Source organism: Sphingomonas sp. 8AM (assembly GCF_902506455.1).
GTDB lineage: Bacteria > Pseudomonadota > Alphaproteobacteria > Sphingomonadales > Sphingomonadaceae > Sphingomonas.
On sequence record NZ_LR733844.1, the window covers coordinates 2359185 to 2374626 of the forward strand.

Below are 15442 nucleotides of genomic sequence, written 5' to 3' on the forward strand. Positions count from 1 at the left end.
ACCTGCAGGATCGCACCAGCGGAACAACGGCCAGAGCATGTGCAAGCACGGAGGACGCGAAGGGGTGATCGGGCGGCGCGGCAGCTCCGCGCCCCCACGTGAGATTTCACCGGACACCCGACGGTAAGCCTCCCGTTCGGTCATCCCGGCCTTGATCCGGGATCCCGCTCTTGACCGAGGTCGCGGGAACAAGCGGAACTCCGGATCAAGTCCGGCGCGACGGTCGGGGGAGCGGTTCGTACCCGATCGCCGGGCTGCGCCCGCCGCGACGGTCGGGACTCGCCCTGCAATATCAGCCGTCTCAGCGATCGGCGCGGGCGATCTGGTTCTTGCCGCGGTTCTTGGCCGCGTAGAGCGCCGTGTCGGCGGCGGTCAGCGCCTCCTCGCCCGCAACCATCGCGATCCCCGCCGAGAAGGTAATATGCCCGATCAGCTCGCCGCTGTCCTGATGCACCAGCGAGCGCTGCGCGAGCCGCTCGCGCACCGTGTCCAGCGCCGCGACGGCCTGATCGAGCGACATCCCTTTGAACAACAGCGCGAACTCCTCGCCGCCATAGCGGGCCAGCAGCACATCGCGCGGCAGCCCGGCGCGGACGAACGCCGCGAAGAACCGCAGCACGCGATCGCCGGCCGGGTGCCCGAACCGGTCGTTGACCTGTTTGAAATCGTCGATGTCGATCAACGCCACCACCGCGGCGGTCTCGTCCGTTCCGCCGATGCTCTCGCGCAAGCGCTGCTCGAAGTTGCGACGGTTGGGCAGCCCGGTCAGATGGTCGTGTTCGGCGGCCTGCCGGGCGCGGTGCAGTTCGTTGCGCAGCGCATCGGCCTCCTCGCGGGCATGGTGCAGCTGCCCCTCGACCAGCCGTGCCGCCGCCACCGCGGCCTCGGTCAGCCCGATGATCCGCGAAATCGTGCCCTTGGGATCGCTGCTCAGCCGCCCCGCCTCGACGTGCAGCGCGTTGCCGAACGTCTCCGCCGTACCGCGCGATTCCCCGACCGCCGCCAGACAGTCGCCGATCCGTTCTTCCAGCGCATCGGCGATGCGGCTGAGCGCGCCCGCCTGCGCCTCGTCGTCGCGCGCCGCGATCCGCGCGAGGCTGGCGTCGGTCAGCCCCTGACCGCTGCGCAGTTGCTCGGCGACCGCCGCGCCCGTTCCCGGATCCTCGCCCGAGACATAGGCGTGGAGCACGCCATAGGCGCACGGCGACGGCGTCAGCGCATGTGAAAAGATCAGCGTGCCGATGTCGTCGAACAGCCGGCGGAACACCGTCGCGCGCTGTTGCGCGACGGTGCCGGTCGCCGGGGCGGTCGTCTCCGCCGTGGCGTCCTCGGCGCCGAACCAGCCCAGCACGCGACGGCGGCGGCGCGCCGCGACGGGGATCGAGGACGACGAGGTCACGACAGCACTCCCTTCGACATGGCGGCGGCCGACGGCGCGGGGCGCTCGCCGAGGATTTCGGACTCAAGCGTCGTCCAGCGATCCCCGAACCACCGCTGCCCGCATTCGGCGCGATGGATCGGATCGTCCGCGATCGTCGCGGCGAGGTCGTGCGCCGGGATGAAGCGCTGGGCGGGGATATCGTAGAAGACCCGGACGATCGGCTGCGTCGGCTCACGGTCGTTGCCCTCGATGACGATCGCCAGCCGGCTCGATTGCAGCCGCACCAGTCCGCCGACCGGGTGAATGCCGATACTTTCGATGAAGCGATCGAGCAGCTCGGCATCGAAATGCCCGCTCCACGACCGCATCCGTGACAGCGCCTCGCTCGGCGACCAGGGTCGCTTGTACGGCCGTTGCGACGTGACCGCGTCGTAGACGTCGCAGATCGAGCTCATCCGCGCGGCGAGCGACAACTGGTCCCCACGCAACCCCTCGGGATAGCCGCGCCCGTCATACCGCTCGTGATGGTGGAGGCACACGTCGAGCACGACCGGCGGCAGCGCGCGGCCGGCGCTCAGCAGGGCGTACCCCTTTTCCGGATGGTGGCGCAGCACCGCCATCTCGGGCGGTTCCAGCTTGCCCGGCTTGTCGAGCAACGCCTTGGGCACCCCCATCTTGCCGATGTCGTGGAGCAAGCCGGCGAGACCCAGCGCGCTCACGTCCGCATCGGGCAGTTTCAGCGTCTGCGCGAAATGGATCAGCAGCGCGGCGACCGCGATCGAATGGACATAGGTATATTCGTCCTTCGACTTCAGCCGCGTGACGTTCAGCATGGCCGCGGCGTCGCGCGTCACCGATTCGACGATCTGTTCGGCGACCGGGGTCAGCGCCTGCACGTCGACCGCCCGACCCAGCCGCACCTCGTCGAACATCGCCTGCACGATCACCTTCGAGGCATCGACGACGGCCTGCGCCCGCTGCTCGGGCGAGATCGCACCGCGCCGGCGGCGGGACGGCAGATGCGGTTCGTCAAGGGCCGCCAGCCCGGCATCGGGCGCTGCATCATCGGGCCCGGCCAGCACCGAGCCCGGCGCCGGCGGCGCGGCGGCGGGGCCGATCCCCCTGGACAGATCGATGACCAGGCCGACGACGCCGCTCTCACGCAATTTCTTCAGATCGGCCGCGGTGTCGAGCATGAAGTGCCGGCGCCAGAACGGGCTGGCCATCCACCCGCCCTTGACGGCGTGTACGAACATGCCGAGCCGCGCATCCTCCGTCTTGATCGTTACCAGCACCGCTACCCAAGCCCCCCTGCTGACCGGGCTTTGCAGCAGATGTGATTAAGGACCGGTGTGGAAGATCAAGAATTCAGGTCAATATGCTGCCGTCGCTTGCATCGGGCGCCGCCTCGACGACGCCGATATGCCGGCCCGCCGCATGGCGGCGCGCTCGCCGGCCTCGCACCGTGCGCGTCGCTCTTTTCCGGGCACCGGATTGCCCGATGGATGTCAGCCCGTCGCCCGGCTCGCCTGCCGAAGGGAAACGATCATGGCGGAAGCGCCCTATTCGCCCGAACCGGCGAAGCCACGGCGATAAAGCCTTGTATTTACTTCCGCACTGCAACATAAACTTTCTGTGAAGATCGCGTTAAACCGATCTGGACCTAATCTACATCAGGAAACGGACCGCATCGATGAGCTGGGCGCCTGATCGGGTGAACATGCGTGCCGGCATTTAAACCCTCGCGTCGCCGGTTGCGTCAGCTGGGCAGCTTGCTCCGGCATCCCGGCGATCACCTGCGGTTGTACCGGACATTGTCGCGCGCCCGCGCCGCAGGGGCCAGCGCGCCGCGCGCGTCGTACAAATATGTCGGGCAGTACCTCGCCGCGTCGTTGACGCGGCAAACCCGGCTCGCCGCGATCCTTCACCATCACGATCTGGTCGCCCGCCTCGCCGCGCAGCACGGCAACACGTTGTGGCGCGAACCGTTCGTGCTCTGGCAGCACGATGACGAACACGGTCGCCGCCATGCGGTCTCGCTTCATGCCGCCGGACTCGCCCCCATGGAGGGCGAATGCGAGCTGGCATATTGCCTTGACGGAAAGCGCCTGTTCACGCTGACCTTCGCCTTCGTCGGCGGCGAGATCATCGGCGAGGCCGAAGGGACGCTGCTCTTCGTCGGCGGATTGCAGGGCGCCTATTACGCACGCGAGGAGCTGCGCTACGCGGCCCGCGCGAACGGCGAGATCGCCGCGCCGACGCTGCTCCTGCTCGCGGCGGCCGCGCTTGCCGAGGCGCTCGGCATCGTCCGGCTCGCCGGCCCCTCCCGGCGGACGCAGGCGTCGGCGACCTACGTCGTGGACGGTCGGTCGAGCTCGCTCGATTACGACGAACTGTGGGCCGGGCTGGGTGGCGAGCCGACCGCGCGCGGCTTCTTCATTGTCGATTCCTTGCGCGATCCTGCGGCGACGGCCGAGGTGTCGGGCAAGCACCGCTCCCGCACGCGACGCCGGCGGCGACTGCGCGCTGCCATTCGCGCCGAAATGCTTGCGACGATCCAGACGGCCTTGAACCAGCCCGGGCGGCCGGCACGCCCGGGATGGAGCACGCCGGTGCTGGCCGGATCGAACGCGTGACCTTCGCGCAGCCCCGGCAACGGAAAGCTGCTCCCCGCCGCTCTCGCGATAGACCCATTACAGCTTCGGACCTTGGCAGGAGCGGCCCCTGCGATCGCAGTATCAAGTGTCCGCTCTTCGACCGGTTTCTCCCCGACATCGACGCGCTACAGGGTGTAACCCATTTCCAAACCGCTGGTTGTGTCACCCCGAAGAGCGACGCGAGCGCGGCTTGAGACCCAAGCAATTCGAGCGCTCGAATCATAGCTTCATATGGGCCGACCTGCGTCATAACTCTGGCTATGACTATCCTACGTTGCAGTAAATAGGACTCTACGCTTCTCCGGTATTACAAAAGTAATATTTTGGCTCGCGTGAGCTTGGTTGGTTCCCGCTTGGCTGAACGTCTAGACGCTGCGTCTCTGACGCAGACCGAGCTGGCGCGTCGGATCGGCGTGACTCAAGGCACGATTGCTCATCTCATTCGTGGTCGGTCGAGCGGGTCGACGCATCTTCATCGGATCGCGCGGGAGCTTCATACCACGCCGGGCTATCTCTCGGGTGAGATTGATGACCCAGATGAAGGCGCGGACGTGGGGCAGCGATTGTCGAGCGATGAACTGGAATGGCTCGAAATTTACGCCCGCATGACCGCCTCTCAGCGGCGTTTGGCTCGCGGCCTGCTTGGAGAGCTGGTGAAGGCGAACGCTCCATCTAACCAGGACCAAACCGAACGGGATGATCTTGGAAAATCGGATCCGGCATGAGCGATGTCATAATTCCATGCAGTCGGTGCCGAAGGATCTTGCTTGGTTGATGTCGAAGTTGCCGTCGAGTTTGAGATAGCGACGATCGGAGCAGTAAGGTGAGCTACAGCGTCTCTCTGGTCGGCACGACGCATTACCAGCCTTCCATCCGTATGCTCCGCAGAGGCAATTCGGTCCGCATTTGCCGGAAAATTGGCAACCCTCATGATAAGGACGCCATCGTTGCCGTGAGCAGTGGCGGAAAGCGAATTGGCTACATCGCCCGCGATAGCTGGATACAACGCTTAGCTTACGAGGAAGCGAAGTCCTGCAGCGCGTTTTTGACCGATACGCCCAATGTCGGCGATGGGTTGTTGGCGGTGGTTTTGAGCGTTCGGATTTCACCTGAGCCGATGGAAATCGTTCACTACCTCAACCTGAAGTAGCCTGCCTGTGGAGCGATCTTGGCCGTGAGCCGGTCCGCGCGCGGGTGGTAATTCAGTGGCGTGCTTATGGCGGCGATCAGATGTACCGCTTTAATCCGTAGCTACAGATAATCCTTGCGCGCGCATTTCTTTGTAGCTACAAAGAAGCATGGATATCGAGTTCGACCCCGCCAAGGATGAAGCGAATATCGCCAAGCATGGCATCTCGCTGTCCCGCGCGGCCGAGCTGGCCGGTGTCGTCGTTGTGCAGGATGACCGGTTCGCCGAACCGCGCTTCCGCCTGTACGGCGAGATCGACGGCCTGTCCTATTGCGCGGCCGTGACGATGCGCGGCGAGGTCGTGCGCGTCATAAATCTGCGCCGTGCCCATGCGAAGGAGATGCGCCGTCATGGCTTCTGAAAAACCCCCCGTCGTGTTCGACGACGACAATCCGGAATGGACGGAGGAGGACGTCGCGCGCGCACGGCCGATCGCCGAGTTCCCGGCGCTGGCGAAGGCGTTTCCGAATGGCAGCAAGCCGCGCGGTCGACCGAAGGGATCGACGACATCGAAGAAGTCGCAGGTCACGCTCCGGCTCGACACCGACATCATCGAGCGGTTCAAGGCCGACGGGCCGGGCTGGCAGTCGCGCATGAACGCGGCGCTGCGCGCGGCGGTGACCGGCCAAGAGTGAGCCGGACACGGTAGTGGCGAGGACGGGAACATGGCGATACCGACGACGCCGTTCGATGCGGCGAAGTACCTGACCGACGCAGAGTCGCAGCTCGAGCTGCTCAACGAGGCGCTGGACACCAAATCCGCGCCCGTCGTCGTCCATGCAATCCGCACCATCGTGCGCGCCCGCGGCATCGCAGAGCCGACGACCAAGTTGGACATCGATCCGACGGCGCTTTCAGAAGTGGTCGCCGAAGGCCCTGACCCGACGATCGCGGCGACCCTTGCGGTGCTGCACGGCCTCGGTTTCGAGTTGCAGGCGCGGATTAAGTCGAAGGCGACCTGATCGGCCCTCGTGCCCGTAGCGGCATGGCTACGGGTATCGCGCGGGTACAGCCTCAATTCGGCGCGTGCCTTCAGCATTTCCGCGGAGCCGCGATGACGGAGGTGGAGGGCATCTCCGCCTCAATGTCCGCGTCGGCCTAAGATGCGAGGCGTATAGCGTTCCGGCCTGCCTTCTTGGCGGCGTAGAGCGCTCCATCGGCGCGACGAGCGAGATCCACAAACTGGTCGTTTGGTGACGCAGCCGCAACACCGATGCTCAGACTGAGCAATGTCACTGAAGTCTGATCAATCGACAGCGGCTCGCGGCGAATGGCGGTAGCGATCCGCTGACCGACGACGCTCGCCTCATGAAGGTCGCTGGCGGGGAGGAGAATCAAGAATTCGTCTCCGCCAGGCCGGCCGATGACGTCCATCGGCCCCACCTCTGCCTTGAGCACGCTTGCAAGATGGCGCAGGGCGAGGTCGCCCACCTCATGCCCCCAGCAATCGTTGATCGATTTGAAATAATCGAGGTCGACAGCGATCAGGCTGATCGGCTGCTTCTCGTCGCGGTTGTCAAACGCGCTTGCCACCATCGATCTAAAGCCGCCGCGATTGAGCAGTCCGGTCAGGGGATCAGTGGTCGCCTGCTTCATCATTTCCCTGTCATGCTCGGCCAGCGCGGCGGTGAGACGCGCGCGTTCCGTCACTTCAGCGGCAATGGGCAAGCAGGTGACGAGCAGAACGCCCAAAAAGGCCTGAAACAGAAGCGCTTGAGCCACTGCGCCATCGGCGAGGATCGCGATCGGTCCGTGTGTGCTCATAGTCGCGATCCCGCCGATAAGCGCGACGATGACCACCGCTGCCTTCGTACCCAACCGACCGACGCGGAACGTGACGAACAGGATCGGCGGGAAAAGCACGAAAAGCATAGGCCGCGCAGCGATGAAGAAGACGCCGTAAGCGATGAGCGCGGTACAAGAGAGCAGCGCGATTGTCTCGAATCGCTGCAGCCAAGTCCTCCCACGAAAGCAGGTGATGAATTCGCCCCTGAAAACGGCAAGAACGACAGGTGTGAAGACGATGAGGCCCAAGCCATCGCTTAGCACCCACACCAGAAAGGATTGCCCGATCGGTTCTCCAAAGACGAGGAAGGCGGTTCCCGCGCCGATGAGCCCGCTCACTCCGGGAGCTATGACCCCGGCTGCAGCCAGAAAGCGCAGCGAATTTTTCGTGGATTGCAGCAACCCTCCCATCGCGCTTGATGCGCCGATCAGCTTTGCAGCAATCGCAATTTCGATGACATTAGCTACCGAATACAGAAGCGGTGCAGAAAGCGTGCCACGCGTCAGATAATTGGCGACGACGTTGCCGAAGAAACCTGCGCTGAGAGTGGTCAGCCAATGCGGTTCTTTGTCTAGAAGAAGGAACGCGAGCAAGATGGCATTGGCAGGCCAGATCGCCGCGATGTCACGCCCGTTGCTTGTCAGGTGGATCGTTGCGGCGGCGGCGCAGAAGTAAAGCATGGCAGCGAGCAGCCACCGCCGAAACTCGGCGGGTATCTGGACAGCCGATGTCTCCCCTATATTCATAGCGCTAACGGTGGTCTGCGTTGGTGAAGGTTTGGTTAACGCGAGTGCTATCTGCTTGCCCGAGCACCACAAATGAAAGGCATGCGAGCGAGGATGGCACCAGCCTCGGCAACCAGAGGGTTCCAATGAGAGCGTGGGCGGGCGAGTGCGCCCGGGTATTCGGCGGGTATATTCGGCTTCAGTCTCCCTCATCCCCGAGGAGAAATCGCGATCGAGGCGGAGGACGCCTCCGCCTCAATGTCCGACTTTGGTGGTAAGCAGACATTCCCGTCCGCACCCTACTAGGATGATCCGCTTGGAAACCTGCTCAGCTATCGCTTAAGCGGGCTAAAGGTGTTCAAGCCCCGGACATCAACCAGTCCATTGCGTCCGCTTTACAGTCAAACGAGCGATGCTCTGTTTCATTTGCCAGCCGCTTCATTTGAAGATTAGAATTGCCTTTCGGTAGAACCACTGCGGCCTTTGCGTTGAACATTCTCTTCTCGATTTTCATAGCATCTGCGTGGCCCCGTGCTACGGCAGGCGTTTGAAGTTTGTAGTGTGAAGCGTCAACAAGTGCCCCCTTGTAATAGCCTCGCTCCGCCATTCTCAGGGTCTCAGAACGAAGGTCATTAAGATAGAGCTTAATTAATCTGTCACTCCAGAACCTGCTAAGCTCGATTTTTAAGTGCTTATCTTGCTCGACAGCAGTAATCGTGTGACCGGTCGATCTTTCCGGAATGAGCGTGATCGGCGCAACGCTCAAGGCGTCGGCAGGCGACGCCACCTTTACAACAATCCGAGACAGCCGCCGGTTCATGGCTTCCGCAATTTGAGCGGCAAAACCTTCCATCTGCGTTATCTGAGAAGGAGACAGCCCACTTCGGGGGCGGGTATCGATCACGCACAATGTCCCGACGCGCGCGCCGTTAGGTGCTCTCAGCGGGGCTCCAGCGTAGAAGCGGATGTATGGAGCGCCAGTCACCATAGGGTTCTGCGCGAACCGCTCGTCTTTGGCCGCGTCGGGTATGATAAGCATGTCGGACTGGTAGATGGCGTGGGTACAAAATGAAATGCACCGCGGAGTCTCTGCCACATTTAAACCTACGCGCGCCTTGAACCACTGCCGATCTTCGTCAATCAACGACATCAAGACAATCGGCACGTTAAGTGCAGCCTTGGCTTTATTAATAATCGCATCGAATTCAGGTTCATTCGGCGTGTCGAGGATGCCGTAGCCTCTCAACGTCTGGAGCCGCGCCGACTCATCCTGCTGCATAGATTTATTCACATTTACGACGGTGACAATTTCGCGTTGCTCATCAGTAAGTCTCGCTGGTAAATTTCGCTTCGCCTTCTGCGTAAAGGAACGATTATAGCGACCCGCTCCGTAGCACCAGTTCGACGCAAATCGCCGTGCTAGGCTAAAGGATTACCTGCGGCTTCTGGGCAGGACTTCGCCGGAACGGCCGAGCGACGAAGGCTGCGACGTCAGTTAAGAATCAAGAGATCAGATCAAAAAGCGACTTGCGGATCTTCTCCTCACGATAACAAAGACCGGCGATGTCCGCTGTTGGTCGACAGCGGAATGATAGCTTCTCCGCCCGATAGCGGTTTGTCGGCTTTCGGGAGTTCCGGTCGATTCGGGAGCCTCGCAACCGCGCTGCCCGTTGGAGAGCGGACAGGCCGGTGGTGGTTAGCAATAAGCCACCGGCGGGCGTAACAACGCCGGATGAAGGCAACGATCACAGTGCGAGCAGAGCGGCCCGCCGACGGCCCCGCGATTTCGGAGGTCGTGCGGCGCGCTTACACCAACGTGGCCTATAGCGATCACCGCGAGCATCTGATGATCGAGCGGCTCCGCGGCACCGACGCCTGGATCCAGGCCCTGTCCCTTCTCGCCGAGGTTGACGGCGAAGTCGTAGGGCACATCCTGCTGACGCGAGCTACGATCCACAATACGCAACCAAGCGTCGTGACGCTCGCTCTTGCGCCTTTGTCGGTTGTCCCCAAACACCAATGTTCGGGTATAGGCAAACGGCTGGTGGAGGCGGCTCGTCAGAAGGCGATCGAGCTCGGCTTCGAGACCATCCTTCTGATCGGTCTTCCATCCTATTACCCGCAATTCGGTTTCGAACCGCTAAGCCGCTACCCAATCACGCTGCCATTCGACGCGCCTGATGAGGACTGCATGGTACTTTGCCTGAGGTCGGGAGCGCTCGACGGCATTGCAGGCGTGGTGGAGTATCCCGACGGCTGGCTCGAGCACTGAACGCTGCTTGCGGCTTCCTGTCGACCGACCCCGTACGTCCAATATTGGGCGTTTTCGGACGTCGCGCCGGGTGATCGCGTCGGAGGATGCCTCAGCCTTGATGGCCGCGCTTCACCGAACGATGATCACCCTGTTACTCCAGATGAGGCCAAGAACGGGCGGAGGTTTGACGCAACAGGGTGAAGCAATTTCAACCAGCGTGCAAGGGACACGCTATGAGCGGATCCGAAAGCCGCATTCATTCCGCACCTGACGTGCAGGTAAGGTACCTATACCCAGATTTTTCACCCTGTCTAGCAAATGCGTCATAACAAACTGGGACAATTAGGGTTTTTGATTCAAGGTTACCGCTGCGAAGGAAGGCGCATCACGTCTTCTTCATTTGGATCGGCATTCAAGCAGGGAACGTAGAGAAGCCGCCAGTCTTTCGACCGGCGGCTTCTCTTCTATCCTGCGCGAAGCAAGCTTCAGGCGAGGGCAGCCGTCGTGTTGTTACGACGCTTGCGGACGGCGGCGCCCACCATGGCGAAACCGACAAGCATCATCGCCCAGGTACCGGGCTCAGGCACGGCACTCGTGATCGCCGAAGCATTGCTGGTGAAGGTGAAGTTGACGTCGCTCGACATGCCATTCTGCGACGATGTGGCCAGCGAGAACATACCAGCCGTGGTATCAGCGGCGACGCCGTTGCTGAAGACGCCCTGGCCAGTAATCGTCACGCTGGTGCCAAGAGGCGAGCGCGTCACCGAAGCATTATCGAAGCTGAAGATGATGTTGCTGGCGCTACCGAACTGGATGAACGGGTTCTGGGTATACGCATTCGCGACATCACCCAAGAGAGAGATATCCGAAATGCTCGCGAGCAAACCGTTCAGGCCGGCGAAGCTGCCCTTCGCATTGCCGATCAGGGCACTGCCATTGACACCGTAACCGTTACCGGTTCCACCAAATGCGTTGCCGAAATCCAAGCCGGTGGCGTTGACTGCGGTGCCGCCAGTGTAGCTACCGGCGAACGACGTCAGGCTGAAAGAACCGATGATCGGCGCAGCCGAAGCCGGAGAAACAGCGAGCAAAGCAGTAGCTGCGAGCAGCACCTTCATCATCTTCATGTTTAAGAATCCCTGTCCAGATCCGGGGGCTCCGGCCGTTAAGTAGCCGATAAGTCGAGTTTTCCTCGCTGTCGTGGCTTATTCCCCGCGCAAGAAGTGGTTAACGTCTCGCTGTGGGATTCTACTTGATAGGGTTCGATGTGCGGCAATGGTTCGTCGAATGGCGCGGCACGCTGGGTTTTGACCGAGCGCGGACGTAACTGCCCGGCGTCCTCGATCCGTCGAGACGCCTGGCCCGCATCCTCCTGCATCGATACCTGATTGGCGGAAGTTTCCCGCTCGAAAGCACGAGCGAAACCACCGGCAACTACCGTAACGCCTGAAGCAGGGTCGGCGGTTCGCCCTTTGCTTACTCCGGTGCGCCAACCGTCATCAACTGAGCGGGAAGTGGCGCCACCAAATCATTCAGCTCGCCATTGAGCCAGCGCGCCTCGTCCTCTTCGTGCAGGATCAGCGGCATCGCCTTCGGATGGATAGGCGCTACAACGCTGTTCGGATCGCACGTCAGGAACGCGAACACCGCGCCTTCGACCGCCGGTCGCCAGATGCCGGCAAACGAGAAGATTGGACGCGACGGCACGTCAAACCAGTACAGTGGAAGGTTGCCTTTCTCGCCCGGGCCGTACTCGCTGAACGAGGTGACGGGGACGAGGCAGCGCTGCGTCGGCTTCGACAGGGCGTTGCGCCACATCGGGCTTTCGAGGTTGCGGACGTTCGTCACCTGCGTCTCGCGTGGGCCGCGCGCACCCGGCACCGTTCGTGGCCAGCCCCACGTCATCACGTCGAGGATTCGCTCGCCCACCGCGTACCGCACCGTCCACGCCGCCCGCTTGGGAAACAGCTCGGGCAACGGGATCGTCAGGTCTGGCGGATACTCCGCTGTGACGCCGTAGCGCGCCGCCAGCGCTGCCTGCGCTTCCGACATCCGGTAGGTGGGGTGATTGCGGTTCACACTCTTCGAAGCGCACCGTGATCTGGGCCGGCATGGGGCCGGCAGACGCGGAGTGATGCCATGTTGCAGTATGTTGGGCTCGACGTCTCGCTGGCCGAGGTGGCGATCTGTGTGATTGACGAGAACGGGGCGATTGAGTTTGAAGGCACTGCTCCGTCTGAGCCCGACGCCATTGTCGACTGGCTGCTCGAACATGACGTTCATCCCGAGAAGGTCGGGTTGGAGATCGGCGGCTTGGCGCGCTGGCTGTATTCCGAGCTGGCGGAGCGTGGACTCCCGATGATCTGCATCGACCCGCGCCGGCTACGCGCCCTGACCAAGACGATGCCGGTGAAGACGGACCGCAACGACGCGCGCGCCATCGCCCAGGTGATCCGCGTCGGCTGGTACCGTCCGGTTCACATCAAGAGCCCGGTCGGCCAGGAGCTGCGGATGCTGCTGGCGAACCGCAAGACGCTCCTGGTAAAGTACGGCGACATTGAGAACGAAATGCGCGGCACGCTTCGCGCCTTTGGCCTGAAGCTGTCGGGCCGGATCGCCTCGGGGCAGTTTGAGCCGCGTGCCATGGAGCTGGTCGAGGATCGACCGAGGCTCGCAGCCATGGTGAGGCCCATGCTCATCGCGCGATCGGCGTTACGCGAGCAGTGCGCCGTGCTGCACAAGATGCTGCTAGATGCCGTCGCCCGCGACGACACCTGCCGGCGCCTCATGACCGTGCCGGGCGTCGGCGCCGTGACGGCCGTCACCTTCCTCGCCGTGATCGATGATCCGAGCCGCTTTCAGCACTCGCGCGATGTAGGTGCTCACCTCGGCATGACGCCGCGCAAGTATGCGAGCGGGGAGACGGATCGGAACGGATCGATCTCGAAAACCGGCGACGCCCTGATGCGCACGACGCTCTACCAGGCGTCGCTGGCGCTACTGACTCGATCGAAGCGGTGGTCGACGCTGAAGGCGTGGGGCATGGCCGTTGCGAAGCGGCGCGGTCTGCGCGGGGCTATCGTCGCGGTCGCGCGTAAGCTGGCGATCGTCATGCACCGCATTTGGGCCGACGGCACCGAGTTCCGGTGGACGCGTGAGGAAGCCATCGCATGACGGCCTGATCTCCGCTCCACCTTTACCAGCTCCGCCGCAAGGCGGGGGCAGCCCGAGAGAACGAGGTCGAGGCGACTGCGCTGTAACCGGAGTGCCACCAGAGCCCGTCCAAGGTAGATAGCAGCCCTCGATCAGCCATCGAACGACCCATGGTGAGGCGGCCCAGCGCCGACCTCGGACACAAGCTCGAACCTCGGAACGCCCAACAACGATCGACGCGATCAGCCATATTCGCTGATCGCGAACGGCGGCGCCTTCTCCGCGCCGAACGTGGCCTACAATAAAGACCTAACCATCACCGATCATCGGTGAAGTGCCCGTGAACGATAGACCGCATCGCTGCTCCACGGATCGGTTTGCTCGTACCAGTAGTGGAACTACTTGACGTTGCTCCTCCGGGGGTATCCTCGTCCCAATTTTTCCCCATTCGTGCCAATAGTGGGTGGCGCCGCTTGGTTGTTCTGCAATGTCGAGTGTATAGCCGCCAAGGAAGGACGGGTCAGAGTAATTGAACTGTGTAACAATGATCCCGCGCTCAAACCCACGGGGACCATTCCCGTCCGATTGGTAGGAGCCTCGTCTCACATCCGGCGCGACGGCACGTAACGCCTTCTCGACGCAGTCGTAATCAACAGTGCCGCGGAAGTCTTTTTCCCAGGCGACGTGCACACCCGGATCACACCCAGCTACTCCGGCCATCATAATCATGGCAGCCGTGCGCGCACCGAAAGATCGTATCTTCACGGTCCGAAACTGATCGAGCTCGCGCAGAATCGCAAGTGGCCGTAAACCGTCAGCAGGCTTTCCGCTTGCGGCGGGGACCGCAATCACACAACCGATTGCACATCGTGCGGCCTCCCTGATCCCATCGCTCTGGATAACAGCCTCATGCTCACCAGCGACGCCGTCAAGAAGGCGCGCGCTAAAGCGCGCGCTTACAAGATCGCCGACGAGCGCGGCCTGCATCTGTTCGTCGCACCGACCGGTCGCAAGTCGTTCCGACTGCGCTTCCGCTTCGCGGGGCAGGAGCAGCTGCTGACGATCGGCCAGTGGCCGGAGGTCTCGCTCGACGACGCGCGTGCCCGCGCCACGGCAGCGCGCGCGCAGCTCGCCCGCGGTGTTGATCCGCGCACCGCACCGCAGGTCATGACGTTCGAGCGCGCCGCCCGTGCCTGGCACGAGCGACAGCAACCCGGCTGGACTGCGGTCCACGCGGCTGACGTCCTCGCCAGCCTTGAGGCCGACGTTTTCCGCGCGATCGGCACCGACGCGCTGGACGCTATCGACGCGCCAGCGGTGTTGCGGATCGTGCGCGCGATCGAGCAGCGCGGCGCGATCCACACCGCGCGCCGCGTCCGCCAGCGGATCTCGGACGTGTACGCGCTCGCAGTCAGCGAGGGATGGGCGAGCAGCGACCCGGCAGCGATCGTCGGCCGCGCGCTGACCCGCACGCCGGCGGCGCGGCACCACCCGGCGCTGACGTCGATCGACGAGGCGCGCGCGCTGCTCGCCGCGGCCGACCGGGTCGACGCGCGGCCGGCGGTGAAGCTCGCCTCGCGCTTCGTCGCGCTGACCGCGGTCCGGCTCGCCGCAGTGCGCGGCGCGCGCTGGGATGAGATCGAGGAGCTGGACGGCGCGCCGGTGTGGCGCGTGCCGGCGGCGCGGATGAAGCTGGCGGCGGCGAAGAAGCGTGACGCGGCGAACGACCATCTGGTGCCGCTCGCGCCGGCGGCGGCCGCGGTGCTGTGCGCGGCGCGGGCGCTCGACCCCGGCGCCGCGGCCGGCGGGCTGATCTTCCCGGGCCGCAATGGACGGACGGCGATCGGCGAGGGCACGATCAACGCGCTCTACGCGCGCACGCCGTTCGCCGGCCGCCACGTCGTGTACGGCTGGCGGGCGACGTTCTCGACGGTGATGAACGAGCGGCGGCCGGCCGATCGCACGGTGATCGACCGCGCGCTCGGCCATGTGCTGAAGCACGGCGACGGGACGGTCGCGAAGGTGGAGGGAGCGTACAACCGCGCGCAGCACCTCGCGCCGCGCCGCCGCCTGTTCGACGAATGGGCGGCGATCCTGACCGGCTGACCGCGCCGCGAGCGGGACGACGCAGGGGAGGGTGGCACGCTTCGTGCTCCATCCCCCCAGGCAGCCCGGGGCGGCGCAAGCCGCCACGCTCGACCGCCGGGCCTTGGCGGTCGGGTCGATGGGGCGGGGCCTTTCGGCACGGGGGGGATCAGCGAATTCGATGCATGGGATCGCCTCGGCGATCCCATTCC

Annotated in this window: 15 protein-coding genes; 9 read left to right on the forward strand and 6 right to left on the reverse strand. The window is 63.6% G+C overall.

Annotated features, from left to right (window positions below):
- Nucleotides 1-301: 301 nt before the first annotated feature.
- Together BACI71_RS11020 and BACI71_RS11025 are read right to left on the reverse strand one after the other, a co-directional pair.
- Complete coding sequence (locus tag BACI71_RS11020; protein WP_159758564.1) at nucleotides 302-1399, reverse strand: GGDEF domain-containing protein; 1098 nt, start codon at nucleotides 1397-1399, stop codon at nucleotides 302-304.
- Entirely contained in the window at nucleotides 1396-2676 is a 1281-nt protein-coding gene (locus tag BACI71_RS11025; RefSeq protein WP_159758566.1) for an HD-GYP domain-containing protein, read from the reverse strand. The genes BACI71_RS11020 and BACI71_RS11025 overlap by 4 nt, the downstream gene beginning before the upstream one ends.
- Nucleotides 2677-3153: 477 nt before the next feature.
- On the opposite strand from BACI71_RS11025, the gene BACI71_RS11030 reads away from it, so the two are divergent.
- From BACI71_RS11030 to BACI71_RS11055, 6 genes are all read left to right on the forward strand, one after another.
- Entirely contained in the window at nucleotides 3154-4017 is an 864-nt protein-coding gene (locus BACI71_RS11030; protein WP_159758568.1) for a DUF535 family protein, read from the forward strand.
- A 374-nt stretch (nucleotides 4018-4391) separates the two neighbouring features.
- Nucleotides 4392-4763 carry a helix-turn-helix domain-containing protein gene (locus BACI71_RS11035; RefSeq protein ID WP_159758570.1) on the forward strand — a complete coding sequence of 124 codons (372 nt, stop codon included), beginning with the start codon at nucleotides 4392-4394 and terminating at the stop codon, nucleotides 4761-4763.
- Nucleotides 4764-4861: 98 nt separating this feature from the next.
- Nucleotides 4862-5188 (forward strand): HIRAN domain-containing protein, encoded by a 327-nt coding sequence (locus BACI71_RS11040; RefSeq protein ID WP_159758572.1) that lies wholly within the window; start codon nucleotides 4862-4864, stop codon nucleotides 5186-5188.
- Between the two features lie 148 nt (nucleotides 5189-5336).
- Nucleotides 5337-5588 carry a BrnT family toxin gene (locus BACI71_RS11045; protein ID WP_159758574.1) on the forward strand — a complete coding sequence of 84 codons (252 nt, stop codon included), beginning with the start codon at nucleotides 5337-5339 and terminating at the stop codon, nucleotides 5586-5588.
- Nucleotides 5578-5862: a BrnA antitoxin family protein gene (locus BACI71_RS11050; protein WP_201297358.1), complete on the forward strand. Its 285-nt coding sequence runs from the start codon at nucleotides 5578-5580 to the stop codon at nucleotides 5860-5862. Before BACI71_RS11045 ends, BACI71_RS11050 begins: the two co-directional genes overlap by 11 nt.
- A gap of 30 nt (nucleotides 5863-5892) precedes the next feature.
- Complete coding sequence (locus tag BACI71_RS11055; protein ID WP_159758578.1) at nucleotides 5893-6189, forward strand: helix-turn-helix domain-containing transcriptional regulator; 297 nt, start codon at nucleotides 5893-5895, stop codon at nucleotides 6187-6189.
- A 136-nt stretch (nucleotides 6190-6325) separates the two neighbouring features.
- Here BACI71_RS11055 and BACI71_RS11060 read toward each other — a convergent pair whose 3' ends face one another.
- Together BACI71_RS11060 and BACI71_RS11065 are read right to left on the reverse strand one after the other, a co-directional pair.
- On the reverse strand, nucleotides 6326-7693 hold the full coding sequence (locus tag BACI71_RS11060; protein ID WP_236552957.1) for a GGDEF domain-containing protein: 1368 nt from the start codon (nucleotides 7691-7693) through the stop codon (nucleotides 6326-6328).
- Between the two features lie 403 nt (nucleotides 7694-8096).
- Nucleotides 8097-9017, reverse strand: a complete 921-nt coding sequence (locus BACI71_RS11065; protein WP_159758582.1) for a GAF domain-containing protein — start codon at nucleotides 9015-9017, stop codon at nucleotides 8097-8099.
- A 453-nt stretch (nucleotides 9018-9470) separates the two neighbouring features.
- On the opposite strand from BACI71_RS11065, the gene BACI71_RS11070 reads away from it, so the two are divergent.
- Nucleotides 9471-10010, forward strand: a complete 540-nt coding sequence (locus BACI71_RS11070) for a GNAT family N-acetyltransferase (RefSeq protein WP_159758584.1) — start codon at nucleotides 9471-9473, stop codon at nucleotides 10008-10010.
- Between the two features lie 467 nt (nucleotides 10011-10477).
- Here BACI71_RS11070 and BACI71_RS11075 read toward each other — a convergent pair whose 3' ends face one another.
- Complete coding sequence (locus BACI71_RS11075; protein WP_159758586.1) at nucleotides 10478-11119, reverse strand: PEPxxWA-CTERM sorting domain-containing protein; 642 nt, start codon at nucleotides 11117-11119, stop codon at nucleotides 10478-10480.
- Between the two features lie 349 nt (nucleotides 11120-11468).
- A complete protein-coding gene (locus BACI71_RS11080; RefSeq protein ID WP_159758588.1) occupies nucleotides 11469-12071 on the reverse strand; it encodes an SOS response-associated peptidase in 603 nt (200 codons plus the stop codon).
- A gap of 60 nt (nucleotides 12072-12131) precedes the next feature.
- Between BACI71_RS11080 and BACI71_RS11085 the strand changes: the two genes are divergently transcribed.
- Both BACI71_RS11085 and BACI71_RS11090 read left to right on the forward strand, forming a co-directional pair.
- The gene (locus tag BACI71_RS11085; RefSeq protein WP_159758590.1) at nucleotides 12132-13166 is read left to right on the forward strand and encodes an IS110 family transposase; all 1035 of its coding nucleotides are present in this window, start codon (nucleotides 12132-12134) and stop codon (nucleotides 13164-13166) included.
- 888 nt (nucleotides 13167-14054) lie between these two features.
- On the forward strand, nucleotides 14055-15251 hold the full coding sequence (locus BACI71_RS11090) for a tyrosine-type recombinase/integrase (protein ID WP_159758592.1): 1197 nt from the start codon (nucleotides 14055-14057) through the stop codon (nucleotides 15249-15251).
- Nucleotides 15252-15442: the final 191 nt, after the last annotated feature.